General features: G+C 52.4%; 26 protein-coding genes, 2 tRNA genes, 2 rRNA genes and 1 riboswitch. Of the genes, 4 read left to right on the forward strand and 26 right to left on the reverse strand.

What is annotated here, in order from left to right:
• Positions 1-106 precede the first annotated feature (106 nt).
• From BZG13_RS06810 to BZG13_RS06820, 3 genes are read right to left on the reverse strand one after another with little or no spacing between them, the layout of a single operon-like run.
• Entirely contained in the window at positions 107-373 is a 267-nt protein-coding gene (locus tag BZG13_RS06810) for a hypothetical protein (RefSeq protein WP_077485998.1), read from the reverse strand.
• Positions 374-1,153, reverse strand: coding sequence for a class I SAM-dependent methyltransferase (locus tag BZG13_RS06815; protein WP_077486000.1), 780 nt, complete (start codon positions 1,151-1,153; stop codon positions 374-376).
• A 35-nt stretch (positions 1,154-1,188) separates the two neighbouring features.
• A complete protein-coding gene (locus BZG13_RS06820) occupies positions 1,189-4,338 on the reverse strand; it encodes an ABC transporter substrate binding protein (RefSeq protein ID WP_241824785.1) in 3,150 nt (1,049 codons plus the stop codon).
• A gap of 128 nt (positions 4,339-4,466) precedes the next feature.
• Between BZG13_RS06820 and asnC the strand changes: the two genes are divergently transcribed.
• A complete protein-coding gene (gene asnC, locus BZG13_RS06825) occupies positions 4,467-4,928 on the forward strand; it encodes a transcriptional regulator AsnC (protein ID WP_074213846.1) in 462 nt (153 codons plus the stop codon).
• A 74-nt stretch (positions 4,929-5,002) separates the two neighbouring features.
• Here asnC and hemB read toward each other — a convergent pair whose 3' ends face one another.
• The 9 genes from hemB to rmuC all read right to left on the reverse strand — a co-directional run bounded on the left by hemB (position 5,003) and on the right by rmuC (position 12,998).
• Entirely contained in the window at positions 5,003-6,055 is a 1,053-nt protein-coding gene (gene hemB / locus BZG13_RS06830) for a porphobilinogen synthase (RefSeq protein WP_077486002.1), read from the reverse strand.
• A gap of 68 nt (positions 6,056-6,123) precedes the next feature.
• Positions 6,124-6,906: a TatD family hydrolase gene (locus BZG13_RS06835; RefSeq protein ID WP_077486004.1), complete on the reverse strand. Its 783-nt coding sequence runs from the start codon at positions 6,904-6,906 to the stop codon at positions 6,124-6,126.
• On the reverse strand, positions 6,903-7,655 hold the full coding sequence (gene tatC / locus BZG13_RS06840) for a twin-arginine translocase subunit TatC (RefSeq protein WP_077486006.1): 753 nt from the start codon (positions 7,653-7,655) through the stop codon (positions 6,903-6,905). Before tatC ends, BZG13_RS06835 begins: the two co-directional genes overlap by 4 nt.
• Positions 7,656-7,693: 38 nt before the next feature.
• On the reverse strand, positions 7,694-8,047 hold the full coding sequence (gene tatB / locus BZG13_RS06845; protein ID WP_069361809.1) for a Sec-independent protein translocase protein TatB: 354 nt from the start codon (positions 8,045-8,047) through the stop codon (positions 7,694-7,696).
• Positions 8,048-8,050: 3 nt separating this feature from the next.
• Positions 8,051-8,299, reverse strand: coding sequence for a Sec-independent protein translocase subunit TatA (gene tatA / locus BZG13_RS06850; protein WP_069361810.1), 249 nt, complete (start codon positions 8,297-8,299; stop codon positions 8,051-8,053).
• Between the two features lie 53 nt (positions 8,300-8,352).
• The gene (ubiB, locus tag BZG13_RS06855; RefSeq protein WP_077486008.1) at positions 8,353-9,999 is read right to left on the reverse strand and encodes a ubiquinone biosynthesis regulatory protein kinase UbiB; all 1,647 of its coding nucleotides are present in this window, start codon (positions 9,997-9,999) and stop codon (positions 8,353-8,355) included.
• On the reverse strand, positions 9,996-10,610 hold the full coding sequence (locus BZG13_RS06860; RefSeq protein WP_069361812.1) for a ubiquinone biosynthesis accessory factor UbiJ: 615 nt from the start codon (positions 10,608-10,610) through the stop codon (positions 9,996-9,998). The genes ubiB and BZG13_RS06860 overlap by 4 nt, the downstream gene beginning before the upstream one ends.
• A gap of 9 nt (positions 10,611-10,619) precedes the next feature.
• On the reverse strand, positions 10,620-11,387 hold the full coding sequence (gene ubiE, locus BZG13_RS06865) for a bifunctional demethylmenaquinone methyltransferase/2-methoxy-6-polyprenyl-1,4-benzoquinol methylase UbiE (RefSeq protein ID WP_069361813.1): 768 nt from the start codon (positions 11,385-11,387) through the stop codon (positions 10,620-10,622).
• Positions 11,388-11,465: 78 nt separating this feature from the next.
• Positions 11,466-12,998 carry a DNA recombination protein RmuC gene (rmuC, locus tag BZG13_RS06870; protein WP_077486010.1) on the reverse strand — a complete coding sequence of 511 codons (1,533 nt, stop codon included), beginning with the start codon at positions 12,996-12,998 and terminating at the stop codon, positions 11,466-11,468.
• 132 nt (positions 12,999-13,130) lie between these two features.
• Between rmuC and BZG13_RS06875 the strand changes: the two genes are divergently transcribed.
• Positions 13,131-14,036, forward strand: a complete 906-nt coding sequence (locus BZG13_RS06875) for a DMT family transporter (protein ID WP_077486012.1) — start codon at positions 13,131-13,133, stop codon at positions 14,034-14,036.
• A gap of 57 nt (positions 14,037-14,093) precedes the next feature.
• On the opposite strand, the gene tsrA is transcribed toward BZG13_RS06875, so the two are convergent.
• Positions 14,094-14,387 carry an H-NS-like global regulator TsrA gene (gene tsrA / locus BZG13_RS06880; protein ID WP_069361829.1) on the reverse strand — a complete coding sequence of 98 codons (294 nt, stop codon included), beginning with the start codon at positions 14,385-14,387 and terminating at the stop codon, positions 14,094-14,096.
• Between the two features lie 206 nt (positions 14,388-14,593).
• Positions 14,594-15,799, reverse strand: a complete 1,206-nt coding sequence (locus tag BZG13_RS06885) for a multidrug effflux MFS transporter (protein ID WP_077486014.1) — start codon at positions 15,797-15,799, stop codon at positions 14,594-14,596.
• A gap of 98 nt (positions 15,800-15,897) precedes the next feature.
• Here BZG13_RS06885 and BZG13_RS06890 point away from each other — a divergent pair, with 98 nt between their 5' ends.
• Both BZG13_RS06890 and BZG13_RS06895 read left to right on the forward strand, forming a co-directional pair.
• Positions 15,898-16,878, forward strand: coding sequence for a LysR family transcriptional regulator (locus BZG13_RS06890; RefSeq protein ID WP_077486016.1), 981 nt, complete (start codon positions 15,898-15,900; stop codon positions 16,876-16,878).
• 62 nt (positions 16,879-16,940) lie between these two features.
• Positions 16,941-18,728, forward strand: coding sequence for an aminopeptidase P family protein (locus BZG13_RS06895; protein ID WP_077486018.1), 1,788 nt, complete (start codon positions 16,941-16,943; stop codon positions 18,726-18,728).
• 54 nt (positions 18,729-18,782) lie between these two features.
• Here BZG13_RS06895 and BZG13_RS06900 read toward each other — a convergent pair whose 3' ends face one another.
• The 12 genes from BZG13_RS06900 to BZG13_RS06955 all read right to left on the reverse strand — a co-directional run.
• A complete protein-coding gene (locus BZG13_RS06900; RefSeq protein ID WP_077486020.1) occupies positions 18,783-19,013 on the reverse strand; it encodes a glutaredoxin family protein in 231 nt (76 codons plus the stop codon).
• Between the two features lie 13 nt (positions 19,014-19,026).
• The gene (thiH, locus tag BZG13_RS06905; RefSeq protein WP_077486022.1) at positions 19,027-20,178 is read right to left on the reverse strand and encodes a 2-iminoacetate synthase ThiH; all 1,152 of its coding nucleotides are present in this window, start codon (positions 20,176-20,178) and stop codon (positions 19,027-19,029) included.
• Complete coding sequence (locus tag BZG13_RS06910; RefSeq protein ID WP_077486024.1) at positions 20,178-20,951, reverse strand: thiazole synthase; 774 nt, start codon at positions 20,949-20,951, stop codon at positions 20,178-20,180. Before BZG13_RS06910 ends, thiH begins: the two co-directional genes overlap by 1 nt.
• A 2-nt stretch (positions 20,952-20,953) precedes the next feature.
• The gene (gene thiS, locus BZG13_RS06915) at positions 20,954-21,151 is read right to left on the reverse strand and encodes a sulfur carrier protein ThiS (RefSeq protein ID WP_077456872.1); all 198 of its coding nucleotides are present in this window, start codon (positions 21,149-21,151) and stop codon (positions 20,954-20,956) included.
• Positions 21,135-21,902 carry a HesA/MoeB/ThiF family protein gene (locus tag BZG13_RS06920; RefSeq protein WP_077486026.1) on the reverse strand — a complete coding sequence of 256 codons (768 nt, stop codon included), beginning with the start codon at positions 21,900-21,902 and terminating at the stop codon, positions 21,135-21,137. The genes thiS and BZG13_RS06920 overlap by 17 nt, the downstream gene beginning before the upstream one ends.
• Positions 21,886-22,554 (reverse strand): thiamine phosphate synthase, encoded by a 669-nt coding sequence (gene thiE / locus BZG13_RS06925; protein WP_077486028.1) that lies wholly within the window; start codon positions 22,552-22,554, stop codon positions 21,886-21,888. Before thiE ends, BZG13_RS06920 begins: the two co-directional genes overlap by 17 nt.
• Entirely contained in the window at positions 22,551-24,527 is a 1,977-nt protein-coding gene (gene thiC, locus BZG13_RS06930; RefSeq protein WP_077486030.1) for a phosphomethylpyrimidine synthase ThiC, read from the reverse strand. The genes thiE and thiC overlap by 4 nt, the downstream gene beginning before the upstream one ends.
• A 93-nt stretch (positions 24,528-24,620) precedes the next feature.
• Positions 24,621-24,720: riboswitch (TPP riboswitch) on the reverse strand.
• A gap of 56 nt (positions 24,721-24,776) precedes the next feature.
• Positions 24,777-25,157, reverse strand: a complete 381-nt coding sequence (gene crcB / locus BZG13_RS06935; RefSeq protein WP_069586806.1) for a fluoride efflux transporter CrcB — start codon at positions 25,155-25,157, stop codon at positions 24,777-24,779.
• A 443-nt stretch (positions 25,158-25,600) separates the two neighbouring features.
• Positions 25,601-25,677: transfer RNA gene (locus BZG13_RS06940), tRNA-Trp, on the reverse strand.
• Between the two features lie 146 nt (positions 25,678-25,823).
• Positions 25,824-25,900 (reverse strand) — tRNA-Asp (locus BZG13_RS06945).
• A 59-nt stretch (positions 25,901-25,959) separates the two neighbouring features.
• Positions 25,960-26,075: ribosomal RNA gene (gene rrf / locus BZG13_RS06950) — 5S ribosomal RNA — on the reverse strand.
• An 88-nt stretch (positions 26,076-26,163) separates the two neighbouring features.
• A 23S ribosomal RNA gene (locus BZG13_RS06955) occupies positions 26,164-26,349 on the reverse strand; the annotation flags it as partial.

The raw sequence follows: 26,349 nt of genomic DNA on the forward strand, positions 1-26,349 counted from the left end.
ATCGTTTCTGGCCTGATCATCTCAGTCATTACCGGACTGCTGACCGTACTGATGGTCAAAGGCCTCGACTAAGCCCGCTAAGGCTCCCTAGTTCGCTATGGAGCCTTTATTTTTCCTTCCGTTTTTTCGCTTTCTTTTTTTCTTTGTTCGCTTTTTTACCCTTTTTATCTTTCTTGTCCGCTTTATTCTTGGCTTTTTGCGCTTTTTTAGTGCTTTCACTGGTAAGAGGCACAGGGCGACAGAGGTAGCCTTTTTCACTGGCGACTCGCGCACACTTGCTGCAAGCCGCTCGCGGTGGCGTGGTAATCGATGCGAGCGCACTTAAGTTGGCCTCTACCTCACCCCGTCGCCACTTACACAAAGACTTCGCCATTTACGCCTCCGCACTTAACGCTGCGTTGATGTACATGTCAAAGCGGTTTTTCTTGGTAGTAATACTAGAGTGTGGTGGCGTTGCCGCCAAGGGCTCAGCATAATCTGGACGCTTCACCACTACGCGGCTGCGCGCGAGCTGGCACGCAGGCGCTAACAAGGCATCGGCGTCCGTGTCAGCGCCCACCAAAGCTTGGAACACACGCATTTCTTTTTTCACCAACGCGTTTTTTTTCTTGTGCGGATACATGGGGTCTAAGTAGACCACATCAGGTCGTTGTAGCCCGGGAGTCTGTGCCATATCAGTGAGTGCTTGCGCACTACTGGCATGCAGCAGTGTCATCCGTGATTGCATCCAGGTACCAATCTCAGTGTCTTGATAGGCGCGCTGTAACCCATCATCGAGCAGCGCGGCGACCACGGGATGCCGCTCAATCATCTGCACCTGACAGCCTAAGGATGCTAATACAAACGCATCACGCCCCAAGCCAGCCGTGGCATCCAACACCCGTGGCGTGACCCCTTTGTTGAGCCCCACCGCCTTGGCAATGGCTTGCCCTTTGCCACCGCCGAACTTACGCCGATGGCCGACCGCACCGCCAACAAAGTCCACATACACAGCGCCTAACTTAGGCTCATCCTGTTTGCGCAGCTCAAGGCGTGTCGCGGTCATGATCAACGCAAATGACGAATCAGGTGTGTGTGTCAGTGACCACTTTCTTTTTAATCCCTCAAATTGCTCAGATTTGTCAGGGGCGTCGCAAATCAAACTGAGTTGCACATTGGCTCTCCGCGGCTGGTTATGCGCCGAGTATATCAGAGATGGATTTTTTCCTTCATCGTCTCTCGACGTGCCGACCAATTTTTTACCTGCTCACCCAAGGGCGTGGGTACGCTAAAGTGATAGCCTTGGGCATAATCGACATCCAATGCGCGCAGTTTATTGAGAATATGTGCATTTTCCACAAACTCTGCCACGGTTTGTTTCCCCATTTGCTTGGCCAGATCATTAATGGCTTTCACCATCGCATAATCGGTGTCATCGGTGGCGATATCGCGAATAAATTGACCATCGATCTTAATGATATCGACCGGCAAGCGCTTCAAGTATCCAAACGACGAAATCCCCGCGCCAAAGTCATCCAAGGCAATCACGCACCCCAAGGCTTTTAGCTGCGAGAAAAGCTCGATCGCACTGCTCATGTTGGTAATAGCCGCGGTTTCAGTGATCTCCAGACAGATGCACTCGCTAGGCACTTGGGTTTGCTTAATCGCAGCGATTAAGAAGGTGACAAAATCCTTTTGAGTGATCGACCGTCCCGACAGGTTAATCGACACTTTACCCAGCTTGGCAATTTGATCCGGGTGGGCATCAAACCACGCTAGCGTTTTGGTCACCACCACAGTGTCCAGTTGATGCGCCATGTTGTAACGTTCGGCCGCTGGGATAAACATGCTCGGCGGCAACCAACCGCCTTGGGTATCGCGCATCCTTACCAAGGCTTCAATGTAGAGCGTATCTTGCCTACCCGGTCGAATATCGACGATCTGCTGTGCATAGATATCAAAGCGGTCGTGGGCAATGGCATCATGAATGTGGCTGACATACGCCATTTCTTGCTCGCGACGTTGCAGCTCTTCATCATCCGGGTGATAAAGATGTAAACGGTTACGCCCTTCGTCTTTGGCGGCATAGCAGGCGGTATCCGCTTGCGCATGCACTTGCTGCGGCGAACCGGCGGTGCGATCCAGAAGGCGAATACCCAATGAGCATGCTAAGCGCATACGGCTGCCATGCCAGAAAAACTCACTGTCCGCCAAGGTTGCCAGGAGTTGGTGTCCCCAAGTCAGCGCGCGTTCGGCCGAGTGATGATAGGCAATCACGCCAAATTCATCGCCCCCGAGTCGCGATAAGACCGCCCCTGTTGGCAGATGTTGCTGGATAATCTGCGCCACTTGTTTGAGCGCCTCGTCCCCTGCTTCATGTCCGGCGGTGTCATTAATCAGCTTAAATTGATCCATATCGATGTAGTACATCGCGTGACACTGATCTTCCTCTCGCGCTTGTAACAGCGCCGCGGCGAGCTTTTGCTCAAAATAGCTACGATTATACAGCCCTGTTAAGTAGTCGTGATGGGCTTGATAAGTCAGCTGGTTTTCCATTTCTCGATGCGCAGTGATGTCTTCGCCCACCACCAGCAACTGCGTCTGATTATGCATCGCGCGCACGGTTTCACGCACCCACAAGGTATGACCATTGCCGGCACGATACGGGATCTCACGCCGCCATACCTGCTCTTGGTTGTTGTGATCGCGTTTAATCATTCGATGGGGAGGCACTTGATGCTCGACATATAAAGTGGTGATCTTGTGCCCTAATAAGGCGGCTTTGTCATAACCAAACAAATCGGCGGCATACTGATTGAGYGATTGAATACGTGCTTGGTAATCAATGGTTAATAGGATCACAGGTTGCTGTTCATACAACATGCGGTATTCAATTTCGCTTCGTTGTAGCTTCTCTTCGGTTTGTTTGCGCTGGGTAATATCACGGGCCTCTAACAGGACGCGCCGTTGGCCATTTTCGCTGGGAAACCCCTTGACCGCTACATCCAAGATCACCTCACGATGCGCTTCACTGAGGCAAAGCTCAAAGCGGCGAGGCTGGGAGAAATCGGTAAGCTTGAGGTACTCCTCCAGGCGGGCGGGGTTACGCCAAATCGGCCAAAACCACAAAGGCCGCCCACGATAAGGGTGACTCACGCTGATTAATTGGTTAAAACTGGCATTGCCTGAGACCAAGATCCCGTTCTCATCCAACAGCGCAATAAACTGGTTACTTTGATCAAAAATGCCTTTAAGCATCGCTCGGTGGCGCTTTAACGCTGACTCACTACGGCGTAGCTGGCGAATATTGGCACCGAGCATGGCAATCACGCTTCCCAATACCAACACCGCCAATGCCACGGCTTGAAACGCAACTTGGTGCTTTAGCCACAGCGGCTGAGGCTTATTGATCACCACAGCGTCTTCGATGGCGCTCACATCCACGCCCCAATCTTTCAGCGCCGGGTAATCGAATAACATCAGGTTAGTACTGTCTCGCTCAGGAGGAAGCTTGCCTGCCAGTACATCCAACAGCAGCTGACCTTGGTGCTGACCTTGAGTTTTTCCATCGATGACAATGCCCCCGATCACCCCCTGACCCAGCATAAAGCTCATCGCACCATAAATTGGCACGGGCGCGTTTTGGATCAGTGAGTTGATGCCACTGAGCCTATCGAGAAAGGTGCCATTTTTATCGCGAAAGTAGGATAAATAATATACCGCCTCGCCCGGCTGCATCGCTTGAATGCGGTCATGCAACGCTTGGAAAGAGAGGCTAGATAGCCTGACAACCTCAACACCCGCGTTACCATCGTTTCTCAGCTGAGCCTTCACCACATTCCAATACTGACGACTGGAAAAGGTCTCATCGAGCAGTACGTACACCCGCTTTAAATCTGGGTGTAAGCGCTTCATTAACGACAAGTTGCGCGGTAAGTCTATTTCTTCTTTCACCCCAGTGACCTTGGGCAACAAGGGGTAGTGTTGACGACCAAAGTTATTGAGCCCCGCATACACCACCGGTGTCTCTCCCACGTATTCATGCAGCTCATGGATGAGCCAGAGTGCGGCATTATCCGTGGTGAGAATGGCATCAAAATCATGGTTGGTCAGTTTATGGATATAAACATCTTTAAGCTGTTCGCGATAGGCATCCGATTGGTAGCGTTTACTTTCTAGGTAGGAATGCTGGAAGGCGATCTCTTCGCCTTGTGTCGCCGTTTCCAACCCTTCAACCAACGCCTGATTCCAAAAAAAGCCAGGATGATAGGAATGCACCACCAGCACATCTTTTTGTGCGGCATTGACGCTACTGGCGATAAGCAGTAATAAACCACCGAAAACGTATTTGATCCCCACATCCCCTTCCTGTTGGTTTGTTGGTATCTTGCTAAACAACGCGATACCCTACATTAGGCGTTAACGAAGTAGCTAAGCAACCGCGTTAACGAAAAGTCTGGCCATGCTATAACAAAAAGATTAAAACAATGAACGAGTTGCCAAAATTAGATGACCTAGATCGCCGTATTCTCTCTACCCTGTTGGATGACGCTCGCGTCCCTTACGCAGAAATGGCCAAGCGCTTTAATGTCAGTCCCGCCACGGTTCACGTGCGGGTTGAGAAAATGAAAGCCGCGGGCATCATCGAAGGCACGGAAATATTGGTCAATACCAAAAAACTCGGCTACGACGTGTGCTGCTTTATCGGTATCAACCTTAAAGCGGCGCGGGATTACCACTCGGCGCTAGACAAACTCAATCAGCTCGACGAGGTAGTAGAAGCCTACTACACCACGGGGGCCTATAATATTTTCGTTAAGCTCATGTGTCGCTCTATCGAAGAGTTACAGTTTGTGTTGATTGACAAGCTACAAGCCATCGACGAAGTGCAATCCACCGAAACACTGATCTCACTACAGAACCCCATTAACCGCAATGTGATCCCTTAAATTTTGTGGGGTGATACTGGGCAGGCTAAAAAAACGCCCTTGCTCGGGGCAAGGGCGCTGTCATAAAAGGAGAGTTAACCGACCGTCTCTTCCGGTCTGGGAGGCAAAGTAACGCCAGCGTCTTCCGCTAACCACTCGGCCACTTGCTTAGCAAAGTAGGTGAGGATCCCATCTGCCCCCGCTCGCTTAAAGCACAATAGTGATTCCATCACCGTCTCGCGCTCTTTTAGCCAACCATTATCGATTGCCGCTTTGTGCATCGCATATTCACCCGATACTTGGTAAGCAAAGGTTGGCACCTTAAGCTCATTTTTTACCCGGCGTACCACATCCAAATACGGCATCCCGGGTTTAACCATCACGGTATCCGCCCCTTCAGCAATATCCATCGCCACTTCGTGCAAGGCTTCATCACTGTTGGCCGGATCCATTTGATAGTTGGCTTTGTTACCGCCTTTCAGGTTCGCCGCCGAGCCTAATGCATCGCGAAACGGGCCATAGTAATTGGACGCATACTTGGCAGAGTACGCCATGATCTGGGTATTGATATGACCATTGGCTTCCAACGACTCACGAATACGACCAATTCGTCCATCCATCATGTCGGAAGGCGCGACAATATCGACGCCCGCTTCGGCATGAGATAGGGCTTGCTTGATCAGTACCTCGGTGGTGGGCTCGTTCATCACATAGCCGTCTTCATCAATGATCCCATCTTGGCCGTGCACGGTATAAGGGTCTAGCGCCACATCAGTGATCACGCCCATTTGCGGCACATGCTCTTTAAGCAAGCGCACCGCGCGTGGCACTAACCCTTCGGGGTTAAATGCCTCTGAGGCACAGCTGGTTTTAAACTCTTTCGGGATCACAGGAAACAGGGCAATGGCAGGGACACCCAGCTTGGCCAGGTAATCCGCTTCATGGAGCAATAAATCAATCGAGAGTCGCTCGATGCCGGGCATGGATGCCACTGGCTCACGACGATTCTTACCCATGAGCACGAAGATTGGGTAAATCAAATCGCTTGCGGACAATGAGTGCTCCGCCACCATACGGCGGCTAAAGTCAGTTTTGCGTGTACGACGCAGGCGTCGAGCAGGAAAGGCGCCTTGAATGGATACGGTCACAGTATCCTCCTTTAAGTTGCAGACCTGGGCTTTGGGGCAGCGAACTGCCTCGTGTAGTGTTCACCCAGTCACTGAATCGAAAAGCAGCGCTGAGTGTTTTTTATTGTACAATCAATAATATGTTCGACAGGCTGTTGGCGCAATCGTGCCACTGTTTGGGCAATGTGTGGCAAATATTTCGGCTCATTGCGACTGCGTTTGGGTCGCGGCCGTATATCGCGAGGCTGCAAATACGGTGCATCGGTTTCTATCATCAGCCTATCATCGGGCAACCAGCTTACCTGTTGCTGCAGCTGCTGTCCGCGGCGCTCGTCGCATAGCCACCCCGTCACCCCTATATATAAGCCGGCATCGAGGCAATCGCGCAGTGCACGGTCATCGCCAGTAAAACAATGCAGTACCGCTGCGGGCAGTTTGTCGAGCCATGGCCGCAAAATGGCGAACCAGCGATCGTGGGCATCACGACAGTGCATAAACACTGGCATCGACAACTCAGCCGCTAGCGCAAGCTGCGCCTCGAACACCGCTTCTTGTTGCGGCCGCGGCGAAAAATCGCGATTGAAATCGAGCCCACACTCACCGATTGCGACCACCTCGGGACGCTGCGCTAATTGCTGAATAGCGCTTAAATCTGTCGCCTCGACCGATTTGGCATCATGCGGATGAATCCCCGCTGTGGCATAGGCAAAACCAGGATAAGACCTCGCTAGCGCGGCCGCCGCTTGGCTTTCTTCAACACTGGTGCCGGTCAGAATCATGCCAGTGACACCCGCCTGTTTGGCACCAGCCACCACGGTGTCTCTGTCTTGATCAAACCGTGTGCTGGTCAGATTGACACCAATATCGATCATTCGCTGGCCTCCTCGGATTCTGATTTTTCACGTGGGACGTAAAAACGCGATAGCACCACGCCCAGCTCGAACAGCAAGCACATGGGAATGGCCAGCAAGGTTTGTGAAATCATATCCGGTGGCGTCAGCATCATCCCCACCACAAACGCGGCCACAATCACATAGGGCCGCTTGCGGGTTAAGCTTTGTGCCGTGGTCGCCCCTGTCCAAACCAGCAGTATAATCGCGATGGGGATCTCAAAGGCAATGCCAAAGGCGAGGAACAGCGCCAAGATAAAGTCGAGATAACTGGCAATATCCGTTGCCACTTGCACCCCTTCTGGCGCAATAGACGTGAAAAAGCCAAACACCAATGGCAGCACCACCCAGTACGCAAATGCCACGCCCGCGTAGAACAGCAACGAACTGGAAACCAAAAGCGGCATCACCAACCGCTGTTCATGCTTATACAGGCCGGGAGCAACGAACGCCCAGATTTGATATAGCACCACAGGGATGGCCACGAATACCGATATCACTAGCGTAAGCTTAATGGGGGTAAAAAAGGGTGAGGCCACATCGGTGGCGATCATGCTCGCCCCTTCGGGCAGTTTGTCGATCAGCGGTTGGGCAATCAGGCTGTAAATATCATTGGCAAAATACACCAAGCAGGCAAAGACCACTAAGATGGCGATAATTGCGCGCAGCAGGCGGTTACGAAGCTCCATCAAGTGGCTGATAAGGGGCTGAGTATCGTTCACAGAAGACATAGTGGTTTGTTCACCGAAAACATAAAGCGTCGGGCTCGTTATCGCTTATCCGTTGATGGCGCATCGTCGCCTTCATCTGGGTGATGAGAAGCAGGTGATGCTGCATAAGGGCGTTGTACATCCGCCGCGCGTTGACGTAGGGTGTCGACCGACTCTTGTAACTCAGGTGACAAATCTTTCATCCCCGCTTGTTCGGCCTTATGTAAGTTGTCCTGGAGCTCTTTGAGTTTGAGCTCTTGCTCAAGCTCATCACGGACGGAGCCAGCCATCCGTTTCGCCGCCCCCACCCAGCGCGACACATTGCGTATCGCGACCGGTAATCGCTCCGGGCCAAGCACCACGAGGCCAATAATGGCAATCAGCACTAGCTCCCAGAAACCAATATCAAACACGGCTTACACCTGCTCTTTATCTTTGCGTGCTTGCTCTTTTTTCGACGCGTCGCTATCACTGCTATCCAACGACTGCTGCTGAAAATCCGCATCTTTGTCAGTGGTCTTTGCGTCGTCATCGTTCATCGCTTTTTTAAAGCCTTTGACCGCCGAGCCAAGATCGCCACCCATGTTGCGCAGCTTCTTAGTGCCAAATAACAACACCACAATCACCGCAATGATCAGCAACTGCCAAATACTAATTCCACCCATACCGGTTCCCTTTCTTCCGTTTGGTTAACTTGATGTGCGCAGCAGTGTAACTGCTATTTATTACAAGTTTTATTACAAAGTCGCCAGCCCCACAACCAAAAGATCACCGCACCTGTGGCAGCGACGCCCGGCAAGGTCTCGACATGATTGGCGAACAAAATGGTCGCCGTCAGCAGCAAGGTGGCCCCAATGCCGAGCATGTAGGTGGCGCGTGAATGACGTTGCCGGGTTTGCAAATAACCATGATAGTAAGCATCGAGCCGTTGGTTAATTTGTCGCCCTTGGCGCAATCCGTCATACACCAGCTCTGGGATTTCAGGTAACTTCTCGGCCCAAAATGGCGCTTTCTCTTTGACCGCTGCCCACACCGCTTGGGGCCCCACTTGCTGTTTCATCCACGACTCTAAAAACGGCTTGGCCGTGGTCCACAAATCTAACTGCGGATAGAGCTGACGCCCCAGTCCTTCAATGTAGAGTAAGGTTTTTTGCAACAACACCAGCTGCGGCTGCACTTCCATATTAAACCGGCGCGCGGTATTAAATAGGTTTAATAACACATTACCGAACGAGATTTCGCACAGTGGCTTTTCGAAAATCGGCTCACACACGGTGCGAATGGCAAACTCAAAATCATCCACGTTGGTGTCGTGCGGCACCCAGCCAGAGTCGACGTGCAATTCGGCCACTTTGCGGTAATCGCGGTTAAAAAAGGCGATAAAGTTTTCCGCCAAATAGCGTTTATCGTCGCGATTTAAGGTGCCGACAATCCCGCAATCCAGCCCAATCCACTGCGGGTCATCCGGGTGCTCGTAGGAGACAAACACGTTGCCCGGGTGCATATCCGCATGGAAAAAGCTGTCACGAAACACCTGAGTAAAGAAGACCTCCACCCCGCGCTCAGCCAGCAGCTTCATATCAGTGCCATTGGCTTGTAGCGCCTCGATATCCGACACTTGAATGCCATAGATTCGCTCAGACACCATCACGTCTTTGCGGCAGTAATCGCTGAACACTTCGGGCACATACAGCGCTGGGTCGTTTTCAAAGTTGCGGCGCAGCTGAATGGTATTGGCCGCTTCGCGCATTAAGTCCAGCTCATCAAGCAAGGTTTTTTCGTACTCGCGGATGACTTCGACCGGTTTTAACCGACGCGCATCGGGCAAAAAGCGCGCCACCAACCGTGCCACACGATACATCAGTCGCAAGTCAGCTTGGATCACCGGCAAAATATCGGGACGGATCACCTTCAGCACCACTTCGCGGCCGTTCGATTTGAGCGTAGCGGTATGCACTTGCGCGATTGAGGCGGAGGCGAGCGGATTGGGGTCAAAATCGCTGAACCAGGTTTCCAATGGGCCGCCTAACGAGGCTTCGATTTGCGCTTTGGCTTTGTGGCCATCAAACGGTGCCACCTTATCTTGCAGTTGCGCCAGCTCGTTGGCGATATCACCCGGAAAGAGATCGCGGCGCGTCGACATCATTTGCCCAAGCTTTACCCATACCGGGCCCAAGCTTTGTAAGGCCAACCGTAAACGTTCTCCTACCGGCTTATCTGGGTGCTGATTTTTCAGCCAAAACAGTGATTGACGACCAAGATGCGCCAGCCGTGTTAAAGGTTGTTTGGGCAACAAAGCATCGACACCGTACAACAGTAAGGTGCGGATGATAAAATGCAAGCGACGAATTTCATTGAGCGTCATGCAGACTCCACCCGTTCTACCAACTGCTTAAACCTGGCTTCCAATCGCGCGACATCGCTGCGCAATTCGTCCACTTGGTCACTGTAAGCGGCCACTTCAAGCGCCCCTGGCGCTAAACGCCACTCTTCAGTAATCACATCCCCCGCATAGCGCTGTTGTCGCTGAGCCAATTGTTGCAGTTGCTGCCAGCGCTGCTGGGCGTGACTCACCACCGTGTGGGCAATCACATCGCCAGTATACGGTGCCAACCACTCTGCCACATCCAGTTCGATACCACTGAGCAACTGAGAGAACTGCTGGGCGACATCGATATCCCCCTCCAGCGTGAGTTTATCCGCTTTGATTAGCGCGGTTAAATTGGCCTTTTGCTGTAACTGCGGCAATGCCGATAGCGATAACGACAAATTAGCATCACGCTCACCCTCATAATGGCTGAGTACATCAATGCGTTGGTCGAAGATAAAAATCAGTTGGCGATCAAGCTCTTGGAGCGTAACGCCGATACAACGCCCTTTTAGACGCGCAAGGCGACGCTGGCTATCGGCATCTTTGGCAATCACCGCATTAAGCGCTGTTTCCAGGGCCGCGCATAAAAGTGAATCAAGCGCCATGTGGGCTCCTTAGAATTTATATCCACGGTGCAGCGCTACAATGCCACCCGTGAGATTGTAGTAGCTGGCTTGTTCAAAACCGGCTTGCTCCATCATTCCTTTTAAGGTTTCTTGATCTGGGTGCATGCGAATCGATTCGGCCAAATAACGGTAGCTGTCTGGGTCGTTAACAATCAGTTGCCCCATTTTCGGTAACACATGGAAAGAGTAGGCGTCGTAGACTTTTGATAACGGCTCGGCAACCGGTTTGGAAAACTCCAGCACCAGCAAACGCCCTCCAGGCTTGAGGACACGAAACATTGAGCGTAAGGCAGCATCTTTATCGGTGACGTTGCGCAGACCAAACGCGATAGTGATGCAATCGAAGTGGTCATCAGGGAAAGGCAGTGCCTCGGCGTTGGCTTGCACGTAACTGACATTGCCAACAATGCCTTTGTCGCGCAGTTTGTCGCGACCCACCTTGAGCATTGAGTTATTAATGTCGGCGAGCACCACTTCACCGCGCTCACCAACAAGGCGAGAAAATTTTGCCGTAAGGTCACCAGTACCACCGGCTAAGTCGAGCACTTTTTGCCCAGGACGAACACCACTGCAATCAATGGTAAAGCGTTTCCAGATCCGGTGAATGCCCATCGACATCACATCATTCATCAGATCGTACTTCGCCGCCACCGAATGAAACACATTGGCCACGAGGCTTTCTTTTTCTTGGCGTTTGACTTGCTGGTAGCCAAAGTCGATGGTCTCTTGATCCTGGTGCGCGTTTTTATCTGTCATTGTATTCCCCTAACATATTGGCTCCAGTTTACTTTATCGCCCATCCCGACTCCAAGCGTGCGGCCAAGTTTATTATGATTATTGCTGGTTGGCGTCCCGTTCGGCCTGGGTCAGGTTGAGAGGTTCATCTGCCGCCGGCTCGGTAGCGACACTGGCGAGCGACGGGCTGATATCCCGTTTCACCTCCACCCCCAGCGCTTTAAACCCTTCCGCTTGGCGAATAATATTACCGCGGCCTTGGCTGAGTTTGTTCATCGCCCCTTGATAACTGTCACTGGCTTTACCCAGCGCATTGCCGAGCGCTTCCATATCACCAACAAATAGGCGCACCTTGTCATAGAGCTTGCTCGCTTTCTCTGCGATTTGTTTGGCATTTTGGTTTTGGTATTCATAGCGCCATAAATTATTGATGGTACGCAGTGCCACCAGCAAAGTGGTAGGACTGACCAGCATAATATTATTGTCCATCGCCTCACGGATCAGGCGGGCATCCGCCTCAACCGCGACTTGGAAAGCCGGCTCCACCGGAATAAACATCAGTACGTAATCCAGCGAACGCACGCCATGAAGCTGATGATAATCTTTACGCCCCAGCCCGCGGATATGCTGGCGTATGGCTTGTACATGCTCTTTTAGCGCCGCATCTTGCTCAGCCAAGGTCTCTGCGTTGTAGTAACGTTCATAGGCGACGAGGGCCATTTTGGCATCTATTACCACGTCTTTTTCTTGGGGTAATTTCACCACCACATCGGGCTGATAACGCTTACCTTGCTCGTTCTCAAAGCTCACTTGGGTTTGATACTCACGCCCTTCACGCAAGCCGGACTCTTCCAAAATACGCGCCAACACCACTTCGCCCCAGTTGCCCTGTTGCTTGTTGTCACCTTTTAGCGCCTGGGTCAGATTGTGCGCTTCACGGGTCATATCCGCATTCAGTTGCTGGAGGTTTTTGATTTCATGAATCAGGGTGTGACGCTCTTTCGCTTGTTCGCCAAAGCTGTCAGTCACTTGCTTTTTAAACCCTTCCAACTGCGACTTCAGCGGCCCCAGTAAGCTCTCTAAGCTCATTTTATTCTGCTCATCAACAGAATGGACTTTTTGCTCAAATACCTGGTTGGCCAGCTGTTCAAATTGGGTGCGCAGCCTCTCTTCCGCATTTTCCAATAACGCGTGCTTTTCTTTCGCCGCATTGAGTTGTTGCTCCGCACTCGCTTTGACTTCACGAAGCTCAGCTAACAGTTCTGATTTATCCTCACGTACCGCATCCAGTTTGTCTGACAGCGCTTGATTGTCTTGGCGTAATTGCTCCAGTTGACGTAGCTTCTCACTAGCAGAAGTTAATTTGCCGTAATACTGGCGTAGCTCTTGCGTTAGACGATCGCGTTCAACATCCAAGCTATCCAACTCTTGTTGTTGTTGTTCCAGTTGCTGACGAAGCTGTTGTTGTTGCATGTCAGCGGTCGCCTGCTGTTGGCCATATTGCGTGTCAAACCACTGTTGATATTGGGTGACTACGCGTCGATGCAGCCAATAGCTCAGCCCTGAGGCACTGATAACGCCGAAACAAAACGTCAGGATAGACAAGGTGGATAATGACAGACCATCAAGCATAATGGGTTCTCTATTGTACGGTCACTGATGTCAGCAAGGCTAATGGGATACTGGATAGATGTCCAGTCTATCTCGGTGCGTACGAATACCGTAGACTGCCTGGAATCGAAGGCATCTTTGCAGGGAGGCAGTATGCACAATGAACGTAAAGCACTGATATTTGGATTATCTGCCGTGCTGTTGTGGTCAACAGTCGCGACCGCGTTCAAAATCACCTTAAGCTACATGACCCCGATTCAAATGCTGGCCGCCGCCAGCGTGGTATCGGTCGTCGTACTCGCCGCTATTGCCGCCGCGCAAGGCAAACTATCGGCACTGTGGCCGACGTTTCGTCGCCGGCCTGGCTATTATTGCCTGCTCGGAATGATTAATCCCTTAATTTATTATTTGGTTCTTTTCAAAGCCTATGATCTTCTTCCCGCCTCCTTGGCGCAACCCTTGAACTACAGCTGGGCCATTACTTTGACCTTAATGGCAGCGGTGTTTCTCGGCCATACTATTCGTCGTCAAGATTGGATTGCGGCGGCGTTGGGCTATTTTGGTGTGGTGGTCATAGCAACCAAAGGCCAATTGCTCTCGCTACAATTTGACAGCCCGCTAGGCATTGGGCTTGCGTTGCTCTCCACGCTATTGTGGGCAGGTTTTTGGGTACTGAATACTAAAAATCCTGCCGACCCGGTGCTCGGCATTCTGTTAAGTTTTATGCTGTCGCTGCCGGTGTCATTACTGTTAGCCGGCATGACAGCGTCGTGGGCAGGGATCCCCTGGCAAGGCTGGCTCGCGGTGAGCTATGTGGGGCTTTTTGAAATGGGGATAACCTTTATGCTGTGGTTGAGCGCAATGAAATATACTCAGAATGCCTCACGGATCAGCAATCTGATTTTTATCTCGCCTTTTATCTCCTTGGTGTTATTGGCCACCATTATTGGCGAGACGATTCATATCAGCACCCTGATCGGTCTTAGCTTTATTGTCGTGGGCCTACTGATTCAGCAACGCAAACCCAAAAATAGCAAACAACCAGCGGCGAGTACCTAACGATCCTAGCGCCACACGCCGCTCAGTCTTGTTTATTCCTTTGAGGATGGGCGGCGATCAGCCCATCTTGCGTTGGATTACATATTCATAAAGCTCGTCGGCAGATAAACCGTCTTGCGCCAAGCCTTGGGTGATTTCTTCAATACGCTCAGATCGGCGCTCATCTATCACCTGATTAAATTGATAAACCAGTTCGCGTAAATATTTCAGTGGCACCTGGTGGGCGGCGCTACGTACACGCTCTTCACTTTGACTGCCTAATTCTGCCAGCAATTTGCCAAACATGATTTTCTCGGGCGATTCCTCAAGTTGCTCAAGGACGCGCGCCATTTCGATTGTCGATAATGACATAGTGTGTAACTGACCTTTGGATATAAAACGATAAGGAATGAGCATTAATTTGGTTTGCTCAGTAAATATACTCTCAATTTGGGGTTTTTAGCAAAATAAAAAAACGCTGGCCGAAGCCAGCGAAAAGGGATAATGGGTTGTCGAGACCCCAGCGTTTTGCACGTCTTATTATATTTGCCAACTGAATTGTCGTTTTTACTGATTATTTAATCTCTTACTGCTTTCCCATGCCATTGCTTACCTTTCGGTGACCACAAAATAATTAAGCCAGGTAGCAGCAACCACATATGCACGGTCATTAAATCACTGGCGGATAAACCTAAACGCTGAGTCAGGCTAACCAGCAGCCCTGCGCCACTCATTTGGAACAATCCCAACAAGGCTGCCGCTGTGCCAGCACGGTCAGAAAATGGGGCTAAAGCGGCGCCGGCTGACGCGCCTAACACCCAAGCAAAGCCAAATGATGAGGTAAAAATCGGCAACATAAAGGCCCAAGGCGTCGCAATAGAGCTTAATGCCAGCATCAGCCCACCCGAGCCTACCAGCATCATCAAGCCAATATTGAGCGCACGGCGGCTACCAAATTTTTCCATATAGCGCGGCGCTAACATCGCCGCGGCAATGTTTAGTGCCGCGTTAGCACCAAACCAAAAAGTGAAGCTGTTCATGGAAATACCGTATCTATCCATYAGCAATACAGGCGCGGAGGTGACATACGCTAAGATCACCGCCATGGCCAGCATGCAAAGAATAATGTGATAGGTAAATGTCGGCACGCGTAGCACCTGCCAATACCGACGTAAGCTGAATAAGCGCCCAGCGTTATCTGTATGTGTCGGGCGCGTCTCAGGCAAAAATACGCTGACCAAGACCAAGCCCAATGCCGCATAACCGAGCATAAAGGTGAAGTTAGCGCGCCAATCAAACATTTGCGTGAGCCAGCTACCCAGTAGCGGGGCCAAGGCGGGCACAAAGCAAATCGCACCATTGAGATAGCTAATCATATGGCCGCTGCGCTCTGCACCAAAGCGGTCACGCACTGCCGCAAACGCACACACGGACGTCGCACATGCACCAAAACCTTGTAGCAAACGCGCCACCAGCATCATATCCATCGAGGTGGCGAGCCACGCCATCAGCGAGCTAAGACCGTATAGTGAAATACCAATGATCGCGACAGGCTTACGGCCAAAGCGGTCAGCCAATGGCCCCGCAAACAGCTGGCCCAAACCCAAACTAAACATAAACCAAGTGACGGTATCTTGCGCCAAGGTTGGGCTCACATTAAAGTCACCTGCCATATACGGTAATGCAGGCAGGTAAATATCAATCGCCATCGGGCTAAACAGCACCAGTAACACCATTAAGGCGACCAGTAAGCGATTTGATGTCGGTGAGTCAGTGTGTGACATGGGTTACTCCTCTATACAAGCACGTAGTATAGTGGCTTCAGGGTATGAACCATAATGGTTTATAGTAAAAGCAGTTATTCCCAAGGAGAATACCAAAGATGGATTTGGACCAACTGCAACGTACCGACCTCAATTTATTGGTGTGTTTGCATGTACTTTTAGAAGAGTGCAATGTCACGGGCACAGCCAAACGCCTGCATTTAAGTCAATCGGCGGTGAGTAAAAATCTGGCCCGGCTAAGATCGCAATTTAACGATCCGCTTTTTACTCGAGCCGCCCACGGCTTAAAACCCACGGTTCGTGCACAAACCTTACAACCTAAATTACGCGCTTTGCTCAATGATATCGCGGCGATGACCGAACCTGACCATTTTCAGCCACACTTAAGTGATCGCTGTTTTCGCTTTGCGCTCGTAGAAAGTGCCTACCCATTACTGCTGCCCCAATTTATTGGCGATATGTTAGAGGCCGCCCCATCGATCACCCTCAATACCGCCGCTTGGGATCAAACTACCTTTGATGGCCTCGCCCGCGGCAATATCGATTTTGGTATTACCGGTAAAGATTTAAATCCCGCCGATGCCATGTTGACCATGATGCCGCCCAAGGGTGTGCGCTACCAAGAGCTTTGCCAAGATCACCAGTGTGTGTTGATGCGCGCTGATCACCCAGCGCTCAAGGGCCCATGGGATGAAGCGCGTTACCTTGGACTGCGACATGTACAGGTGAAGTGTGACGGGAATGACCGCTGGCTGTTGGACTATAAACTGGCAGAGCGTAATATTGAGCGTGACATTGCCATGTACGTGCCAGATTTCAACAGTGCGGCGAGCCTGTGTACCTATACCGACCTGGTGTTTACCTCACCAAGCCAGTTTGCGCATTATATTGCCGCGTCGCTCAATTTGGTGGTGCGGCCGTTACCGACGCCAATCCCGCCAATGGCGTACACCTTGTTTTGGCATCAAAATCAAGAAAATGACCCGGGGCACCAATGGCTGAAAGCCTTGATTATTTCGCGCTGTCAGCAGTTTAGCCCGGCAAAATTGCAACCTATCGCCCATCGCGCTAGGGTCTAATCCACGGGTTTTTACGCGAGGCCGAACATGGCAAGTTCACCCAATTTAAAGAAGGAAGAATAATGGACGCGACCCTTACCAAGCGTATTGAGCAGCTAAGACACTGGCTGGCTCAACACGACTATGACGCCTTACTCATCCCCCACGAAGACGAATACCTCGGCGAATACGTGCCTGAGCACAATGAGCGCCTGCATTGGGCAACCGGCTTTACCGGCTCCGCAGGGGCCGCGGTGATCACCCGCGACAAGGCGGCGATTTTTGTTGATGGCCGCTATGTGGTTCAAGTCCGTAAGCAAGTCCCCGCCGGCCTGTTTGACTACTGCCATCTGATTGATGAGCCACCGGTGCAATGGGCCCAGCAACAATTACCCAAGGGTGCCAAGCTGGCTATCGACGCTCGCATGCATAGCGCTGCTTGGTACAAACGCACCCAACGTGCGCTGGATGGGGCTTTGACACTGGTGAGCGTTGAGCAAAACCCGATTGAAAGCTTGTGGGACGATCGCCCCGCCCCGCTTAATAGCCCTGCCATTTTACTGGGTGAAGAGAAAACCGGCCGCGCCAGCTTAGATAAGCGTCAAACTATTGGCCAGCAGCTGGCCGATCAGAGTCTTGATGCCGCGGTACTCACTCAACCAGRTGCCGTCTGTTGGCTGCTCAATATCCGTGGTCGCGATATCCCACGTTTGCCCGTGGTACTGACCCAAGCGATTATCAAGCAATCCGGTGACGTGACCGTATTTATCGACCCCGCGCGTCTGCCCGAAGGCTTTGATGCACACGTGGGCGAAGGCGTGAGCGTCGCGCACCCAGACAGCCTAGTTGATGCCCTGCAAGCACTGAGTGGTCAACGTGTATTGGTCGACCCAAACGGTGCCAATGCGTGGACACTGGACACGCTCCAACAAGCGCAAGTCACCGTAGTGGAAGCGCAAGACCCATGTGCGCTCGAAAAAGCGGCCAAGAACCCGCAAGAAATCGCCGGTATGCGTGCCTGTCACGTGCGCGATGGTGTTGCCGTGACTCGCTTTTTGGCCTGGTTTGACCGTCAAGTCGACGCCGGTGAACGCCCTGATGAAGCCGTGCTCGCAGACACCCTGTATCAATTCCGCCAACAAGACGATCAACTGGTCGACTTAAGCTTTGATACCATTTCCGCCGCCGGTGGCAATGCGGCCATGTGTCACTATAACCACAACAATCAGCCCAAACCGAGCGTGATTGAGAGCAACAACGTCTACTTGGTCGACTCAGGCGGCCAATACTATGACGGCACCACCGACATTACCCGTACCGTGCCGGTGGGCGAATGCAGCGCTGAGATCAAAAAGGCCTTCACGCTGGTGCTTAAAGGGCATATTGCGCTGGCCACCGCGCTGTTCCCGAAAGGCACCTCAGGCAGCCAGCTTGATGCCTTAGCACGCCAGTATTTGTGGCAACACGGCTATGATTTTGACCATGGCACCGGTCACGGTGTCGGGCATTTCTTGGACGTACACGAGGGTCCGCAGCGCATTTCCAAAGCGCCCAATAGCGTCGCGCTATTGCCGGGCATGGTGGTGTCAAACGAGCCGGGCTACTACCGCGCCGAGGCGTTTGGGATCCGGATTGAAAACCTCGAGTTGATTGAAGAAAAGCCCACCGAGGGCGACATGACGATGCTCGGGTTTGCCTCACTCACGCGTGCACCGATCGATCGTCGTTTGGTCGATGTGAGCTTACTCAGCGAGGCGGAAATCCAGTGGTGGAATCGCTATCATCAAACCGTGTGGGATGAAGTTAGCCCATCTTTAGATGAGCAAGACCAAGCTTGGTTAAAACAAGCGACCGCGCCACTAAGCCGTTAAGTCGCGTCTTTACCGAGTGTGAAAAGATGAAAAGCGTCCGATTGGACGCTTTTTTTATTCCCCTTTCAGAGCTTTCTCGACCGCTTTAGGCGAAAAGCCGCGCAAAGTCGTATCGCCAATGCAAATCACTGGGACACCCCGCGAGCCTGTTGCCGCCAGCAGCTTCTTGCCTTTGGGCGTGGCCGTATCGACGACACGATAACGCAGCCCCTTTTTATCCAAGTAAGCTTTGGCCGCCTCACAGTGAGGACAGCGCGGGCCCACATATAAAGTAATACGTTTCATGCCCGCATTGTCGCTAACCCGCTGCCGTTTGTGAAGCCATTTGCACCTGACGCGCGATATCGTAGATGTTATCCCAATCTTTCCATACCACCTCAAACCCAAGGGCACGGACGCTGGCGGCCACCTCTGCCGCGCTGCGCTCATCACTGATAGCAAACTGCTCCAATTGTGGCTCAGGGTTCGCGTAACCGCCTGGTTGGGTTTTTGACGCCGCGGATAAGCTCGTGACGCCAAGCGGTAACACATTGTCGCGAAAGYGGGGTGACTCCCGTGTCGATAGCGACAGCTCCACTTGCGGATTCCACAACCGATAGGCACAAATCAGCTGAACCAGCTGCTTATCCGTCATCACCGATTTCGGCTGTAACGCCCCCGCGCAAGGGCGTAAGCGCGGAAAAGATAGCGAATAGCGGCTTTGCCAGTATTGCTTTTCCAAATAATCGAGATGCTGGGCGGTAAAAAAGCTGTCGGTACGCCAGTCCTCAAGGCCAATCAAGGCGCCGAGACCAATCTTATCGACCCCTGCTTGTGCCAACCTATCTGGGGTTTGCAGCCGGTAGTGAAAGTCGGTTTTATTGCCGCGCTTGTGGTGTTCCCCATAGGTTGGAGCGTGGTAGGTTTCTTGGTAAACCATCACCGCATCCACACCCTGTGCCACCAAGGCGCGATACGCCTCGGTATCCAGCGGCTGCACCTCCATCGCCACATGATGAAAGTATTGCTTCACCACCGGTAAGGCGCGGAGAAAATACTCGAGCCCTACCTTGGTTTCATGCTCACCGGTCACCAAGAGCACACTGTCAAAGCCCATTTTTTTGATCGCTTCACACTCGGCGGCGATCTCAGCTTCATCCAGCGTGCGCCGTTTGATTCGGTTTTCCATCGAAAAACCACAATAGGTACACACGTTGGCGCACAAATTGGAGAGATACAGCGGAATGTAAAACCCCATGGTGTAGCCAAACCGCTGCCGCGTTAGCGCCGCAGATTGCTGAGCCATGGCCTCAAGGTACCCTTCAGCGGCAGGACTGATCAGGGCAGCGAAGTCGTCCAAATTACGCGAAGACTTGGCCAGCGCCCGCTCGACATCTTGGCGCGTTTTGCTGTAAATCGAAAGGCGATGATGATCCCAATCGAGTGCTGCCCACCGCTCAGAAAAACTCATCACGCCTCCTTAGCGTCAAGAAACGCGGTTAAAGGGCTAGACGCGTGGGCGTGATTGTGTGTGCCCGCCAGTCCAGCGCGATACGCACAGCGTCCTGATTCAACCGCTTGTTTAAACGCTGCGCCCATGGCAATCGGATCGCCAGCCGTGGCAATGGCGGTATTGACCAATACTGCATCGGCACCGCGCTCCATCGCTAACGCCGCCTCTGACGGTGCGCCAATGCCGGCATCAATGATCACCGGCACGCGAGCTTGCTCGATAATGATATCGAGAAACGCCATTGAGGCCAGCCCTTGGTTGGATCCAATCGGTGAGCCAAGGGGCATCACCGCCGCGCATCCCACCTCTTCCAAACGCTTACACAGCACAGGATCGGCATGACAATATGGCAGCACCACAAACCCCTCATCCACAAGCGTTTTCGCCGCTTGAAGGGTTTCAATCGGATCAGGCATCAAATATTTGGGGTCGGGGTGAATTTCCAGCTTCACCCAATGCGTTCCCAATGCTTCTCGGGCAAGACGCGCGGCAAAGACCGCTTCTTGCGCATTTTTCGCCCCTGAGGTATTGGGCAGCAGGCGTACACCGAGCTCGCGCAGCGGGGTTAAAATATCGTCTTGTGTGGCATGCACATCGACTCGCTTTAGGGCCATGGTGACCAGTTCAGTCCCACTGGCCGCCAGTGATTCGGCCATAGTCTTGCGACTGGCAAACTTGCCGGTGCCGGTTAACAGGCGAGATGAAAACGTCGTATCCGCAATGGTTAACATAATTATCCTCCGGCAATCGCTTGAAAGACCGCCAAGCTATCGCCAGCGGTGAGTGACGTGGATGACCAAGCATCACGCGCAATTATGGTTTGATTTAGCGCGACGGCGACCGATTCGGCCGGCACCTTCATCTCCTCAATCAATTGCGTGACGGTCGTAGCATTGACCTCTGTGGGTGCGTCATTAATGATTAACTGCATCACTTACCTCCCGCGTTGGCTGACAAACCGCACAGTGCGGATGAACAGGCAGCGAAAAGTGCTGCCATGTCATGGTTTGTCCATCAAACCGTGACAAGCGATTGGTCCCGACCGCCTGCCCTAATAATAATTTTATCCCTTCCAGCGCTTGCGCGGTGGCGATCATGCCGACTACCGGCCCCATTACCCCAGCCTCAGCACAGCGCGTGGGTTCAGAGGGCGTCACGTCTGTAAAGGCGCACGCATAACATGCACTATGTGGTTGATAAACCAATAACTGGCCTTGCCAGCCAATCGCGGCCGCGCTCACCAACGGCGTGCCAGCCTCTACACAGGCTTGATTGACTGCATGGCGAGTGGCGAGATTATCACTGCAATCAAGCACCACATCCGCCATCGCCACTTCGAGCGCCAGACGTTCACCCTCGAGATAGGCATTGATGGTCCGGCAGTGGCCATGTGGGTTCAGCGCGCCCAAGTTAGCAGCTAGCGCTGCGGCTTTACCGGTGCCGATTTGCTCATCCCGATATGCCACCTGACGCGCCAAATTAGATAGCTCAATGTGGTCCGAATCAGCAATCGCTAACTGCCCCACGCCAGCGCCTGCAAGATAGAGGCCCGCGGTGGTTCCAAGCCCACCGGCACCGACCATTAACACGCGTGCCTTGCTAAGTGCCTGCTGCCCGCATTCCCCGACTTCTGGCAGCATGATTTGCCGGCTATAACGCAGGTATTCACTGTCCGATAGCATCACGCCCTCCTTGCTGTCTTAATGGATTAAGACAGCGATTAAATGCGTCAATGCGCGCCGTTAAATCAGGCGCTTGCGTCACGGCGCGGACCACCGCAATGGCATCTACGCCAGTGCGCCAAACGTCAGGGGCTCGGTCGAGATCAATACCGCCAATCGCCACCGTCGGGAAACGGCCATCCACAGCCGCCACCTGCTGCGCTAACGCTGAAATACCTTGCGGTGGTTCGGCGAGCTGTTTGGTGGTGGTGGGAAAAATATGGCCGATGGCGAGATAGCTTGGCGTGAGTTCAACCGCTGCAGCAAGCTGTTCGGGGCTGCGTGTCGATACACCAAGGCGCACGCCTTGCCGCGCAAGTCGGTCAAGATCCGCCTCTTGTAAGTCTTGCTGCCCTAGATGAACGCCATAGGCGCCAGCTTCAAGCGCAAGCTGCCAGTGATCGTTGATAAACACCTGCGCATGGTGCGCGCGGCCCAAAGCCACCGCGCGCTGTACCCAGTCTGCCAATTGTGGATGGGCTGGCTGCTTCACACGCAGTTGCACGGTTTTCACCCCCAAGCAAAGCAAGCGTTCGAGCAAATCCACATCGTCCACCACCGGATATAATGGGCCTATACCTTCAGACATAGGCGCAAACGGGGTCAGGCTCATGATTCCACCTTATCGCTGTCGCTTACCTCTGCGCCTTGTGGTGAAGAATGATGGGATTTTTGCAGGTAGAGCTCACTGCCCTTTTCTCGGAATTCTTGCGATTTTTGCTGCATGCCTGCTAACGGGTCTTCCAGCATAGCGACATCAATCGCTTGACCCGCGGCGGCATAGCCGTTTTCTTTGGCGTAGTCCCGGACTTCCTGGCTGATTTTCATGGAGCAGAACTTCGGTCCACACATGGAGCAAAAATGTGCGACCTTGCCCGACTCTTGAGGCAGTGTTTCATCGTGATAGGCGCGTGCCGTGAACGGGTCAAGGGATAGATTGAACTGGTCTTCCCAGCGGAATTCAAAGCGCGCTTTAGAAATGGCGTTATCACGCACCTGCGCCCCCGGGTGTCCTTTAGCTAAGTCCGCAGCATGCGCGCAAAGCTTGTAGGTGATAAGCCCAGTTTTAACATCCTCTTTGTTGGGCAGACCCAGATGTTCTTTAGGCGTGACATAGCAAAGCATCGCACACCCAAACCAGCCAATCATCGCCGCACCAATGCCGGAGGTAATATGGTCGTAACCGGGAGCAATGTCGGTGGTTAGCGGGCCGAGAGTATAGAAAGGCGCTTCATGGCAATGGGTAAGCTGCTCGTCCATGTTCTCTTTGATCATATGCATGGGCACGTGGCCAGGGCCTTCAATCATCACCTGCACATCATATTCCCATGCCACCTTGGTGAGCTCGCCCAGGGTACGTAGCTCACTGAATTGCGCTTCGTCGTTCGCGTCTGCCACTGAGCCGGGACGCAGCCCATCGCCCAACGACAAAGACACGTCGTAAGCGGCACAGATTTCGCAGATTTCGCGAAAATGGGTATACAGGAAACTTTCTTGATGATGCGCCAAGCACCATTTGGCGATAATCGATCCACCGCGCGAGACAATCCCAGTCACGCGATTGGCAGTCATGGGCACATAGTGCAAACGCACCCCGGCGTGAATGGTAAAGTAGTCGACCCCTTGCTCGGCTTGCTCTATCAAGGTATCGCGCATCACTTCCCAGGTCAGGTCTTCGGCAACGCCATTCACTTTCTCAAGCGCCTGATACATAGGCACAGTGCCAATCGGGACTGGGCTATTACGTAAAATCCACTCGCGAGTTTCGTGGATATTGCGTCCGGTCGATAAATCCATCACCGTATCCGCTCCCCAACGGGTCGCCCACACCAACTTTTCGGTTTCTTCTTCAATGGAGGAGCTCACCGCCGAGTTACCAATATTGGCATTCACTTTCACTAGAAAGTTACGCCCAATGATCATCGGCTCCGCTTCTGGGTGATTAATGTTGGCCGGAATAATCGCACGCCCTTCAGCAACTTCTTGGCGCACAAATTCAGGAGTAATGTTTGAGGGTAAATGCGCGCCAAAGCTTTCCCCTGGGTGCTGGCGGTTTAGTTGCTCTTCACGATACTGCTGGCGACCCATATTTTCCCGGATCGCGATAAATTCCATCTCTGGGGTGATAATGCCTTGGCGTGCGTAGTGAAGCTGGGTCACACATTGATGAGGTTTCGCCCGACGGATACGCGGTAAGGCGCCAAAGCGAAGATCATCCAAGGTTTCATCACTGAGGCGAGTCTGCGCATAGTCTGAGCTCACTGCATCAAGGAACTGAGTATCGGCACGTTCATCAATCCAGGCTTTGCGCACTGGGGCTAAGCCTTGGTAAATATCGATAGCACTCTGTGGGTCGGTATAAGGCCCTGATGTGTCATAAACCCGAATGGATTCATTGGCCTCGTACTGCGGATTGTCTTTACTCCCACCCACAAAGGTCGGAGAAAGGTGGATTTCTCGCATCCCGACGCGAATATCGGGTCGCGATCCCTCGACATAGACTTTTTCCGAGTTGGGGTAGGTTTGCGCAGAGAGGGAATCGATAAAAGATTTGGCCTCAAGACGGGCCTGTTTACGGGTCGACATAGCATTACTCCGGTGTTCATTATGGGAATTAATGCTTGCCGGAAAACGCTGAATTGAGATGTGAGCAAACTGGCAGACGGGTTGCGTCTGTGATCTGATGCATCTCTTGTTCCCTTCGCTGGTCCTAACCAGATCAGGTTCAACGGATCCCACTTAACGTGGTCTCAGCCAATTGGCACTCCGACAAGTTCAACGCCAGTATAAGAAATCACCGCCGCAACAACAAGCGACGTAATGGCATGTTTTTACCTACCCAGTAATGCGTCCTAGCAACCAAGCCCCCATCGCGGCCGCTCCTAAGCATAACGCAAGGTTGAGACCCACGTTTAACAAGGCTTTCACCGTCTCACCATGTTGAAAAAGAAGCAAGGTATCCACTGAAAAGGTCGAGAAGGTAGTGAACGCGCCTAAAAAGCCAATCGCAATCAGTTGACGCCAAGGCACTGGGGCAATCAGCTCTTGGCTCATCGCCGCTAAAAAGACCCCCATCGCTAATGAGCCCAGCACATTAACCATTAGGGTGCCGTACGGGAATCCTCGACCAAACACCGCGACGCTCCACTCTGAAACTAAAAAACGCGAGGACGCCCCTAATGCGCCGCCAAGCCCTACCCACAATATGCTTACCACTGGGTGCTCCTTTCGATTGGTAAAAACTCATCATACCGCGACATGTGAACAAGAAACAGGAGGAAGAAAAAGGGAAGAAAGGCGTGGTTACTACTACAGACAGTAGATACAAAAAAAGCACCGACAATGTCGATGCTTTGATGTTTGGCAGGGGTAGAGGGATTCGACCGGGCTGGCGTCCCAGCCCCCAACACGCGGATTTAGCTGCCACACCAAAATCACCAATAAGCGAGTGTATCGAGTGATACTTGTATAAAAAAAGCACCGACGATGTCGATGCTTTAATATTTGGCAGGGGTAGAGGGATTCGACCGGGCTGGCGACCCAGCCCCCAACACGCCTTTTTTGTCGTTTGCATGTTCACATCTACCCTTCATCGGGTTACGAGAAGCTTGATAATTCACATACAAAAAAAGCACCGACAATGTCGATGCTTTGGTGTTTGGCAGGGGTAGAGGGATTCGAACCCCCAACACGCGGATTTGGAATCCGCTGCTCTGCCAATTGGAGCTATACCCCTGTAGATAGGTGCCTATTGTAGCGATCCCGCGACAAATTACCACCACCAATTACTCTTCAGACGTTTAATCGCTTATTTATAAAGCAAATCGTCCCAACGACCCAATAACAAAAAACCCTACTAAATTTAGCAGGGTTTCTAAGTAGTGGCGGAGTGGACGGGACTCGAACCCGCGACCCCCGGCGTGACAGGCCGGTATTCTAACCAACTGAACTACCACTCCGCACCAATTCTGTATGACTAAAGGCTTATATTTCTTTGCTTTAATCAATTGTAATCAAAGCCTGGCGATGTCCTACTCTCACATGGGGAAACCCCACACTACCATCGGCGCTGCTTCGTTTCACTACTGAGTTCGGCATGGAGTCAGGTGGGTCCAAAGCGCTATGGTCGMCAAGCAAAATTTTGTAATCTAGAAAGCTGTTTCGTTCTCGCCACAATCAACTGGCTTATTTCGAGTCCAACCCAAAACCTCTTGGGTGTTGTATGGTTAAGCCGCACGGGCCATTAGTACAGGTTAGCTCAACGCCTCACAGCGCTTACACACCCTGCCTATCAACGTCGTCGTCTACGACAACCCTTTAGAGAGCTCGAAGCTCTAGGGATGACTCATCTCGGGGCCAGCTTCGCGCTTAGATGCTTTCAGCGCTTATCTGTGCCGAACTTAGCTAC

This window comes from Salinivibrio sp. ML323, assembly GCF_001995745.1.
GTDB lineage: Bacteria > Pseudomonadota > Gammaproteobacteria > Enterobacterales > Vibrionaceae > Salinivibrio > Salinivibrio kushneri.